Here is a 260-nt window from a genome sequence, read left to right as displayed (position 1 = left end):
GTTATGCTGGAATCAGACGGGCGTTCCGCCTGAACCGTGCGGAACATGCCCGATGGTGCGACGAGAGGGGTGCTGTGGCGAAACGGGTGACCATCACCGACGTGGCGCGCGAGACGGGCGTCTCCATCAAAACGGTGTCGAATGTGCTGAACAACACCGGCAGTATGCGCCCGGAGACGCGCCAGCGTGTCCAGGATGCCATCGAACGCCTCGGATACCGCGTTAACGTGTCCGCCCGCGCCATGAAAACCGGCGGCACG

The 260-nt window shown here is 63.8% G+C and carries 1 protein-coding gene; it reads left to right on the top strand.

All coding sequences use genetic code 11. The annotated features are described in order from the left end of the window. On the top strand, window positions 1-260 hold a 260-nt coding region (locus tag DKT72_RS18985; protein WP_220628165.1), incomplete at both ends, for a LacI family DNA-binding transcriptional regulator.

The sequence above is a fragment of the Confluentibacter sediminis genome, from assembly GCF_003258355.1.
In the GTDB taxonomy this organism is placed as follows: Bacteria; Bacteroidota; Bacteroidia; order Flavobacteriales; family Flavobacteriaceae; genus Confluentibacter; species Confluentibacter sediminis.
This window is presented reverse-complemented; position numbering and strand designations above follow the sequence as displayed.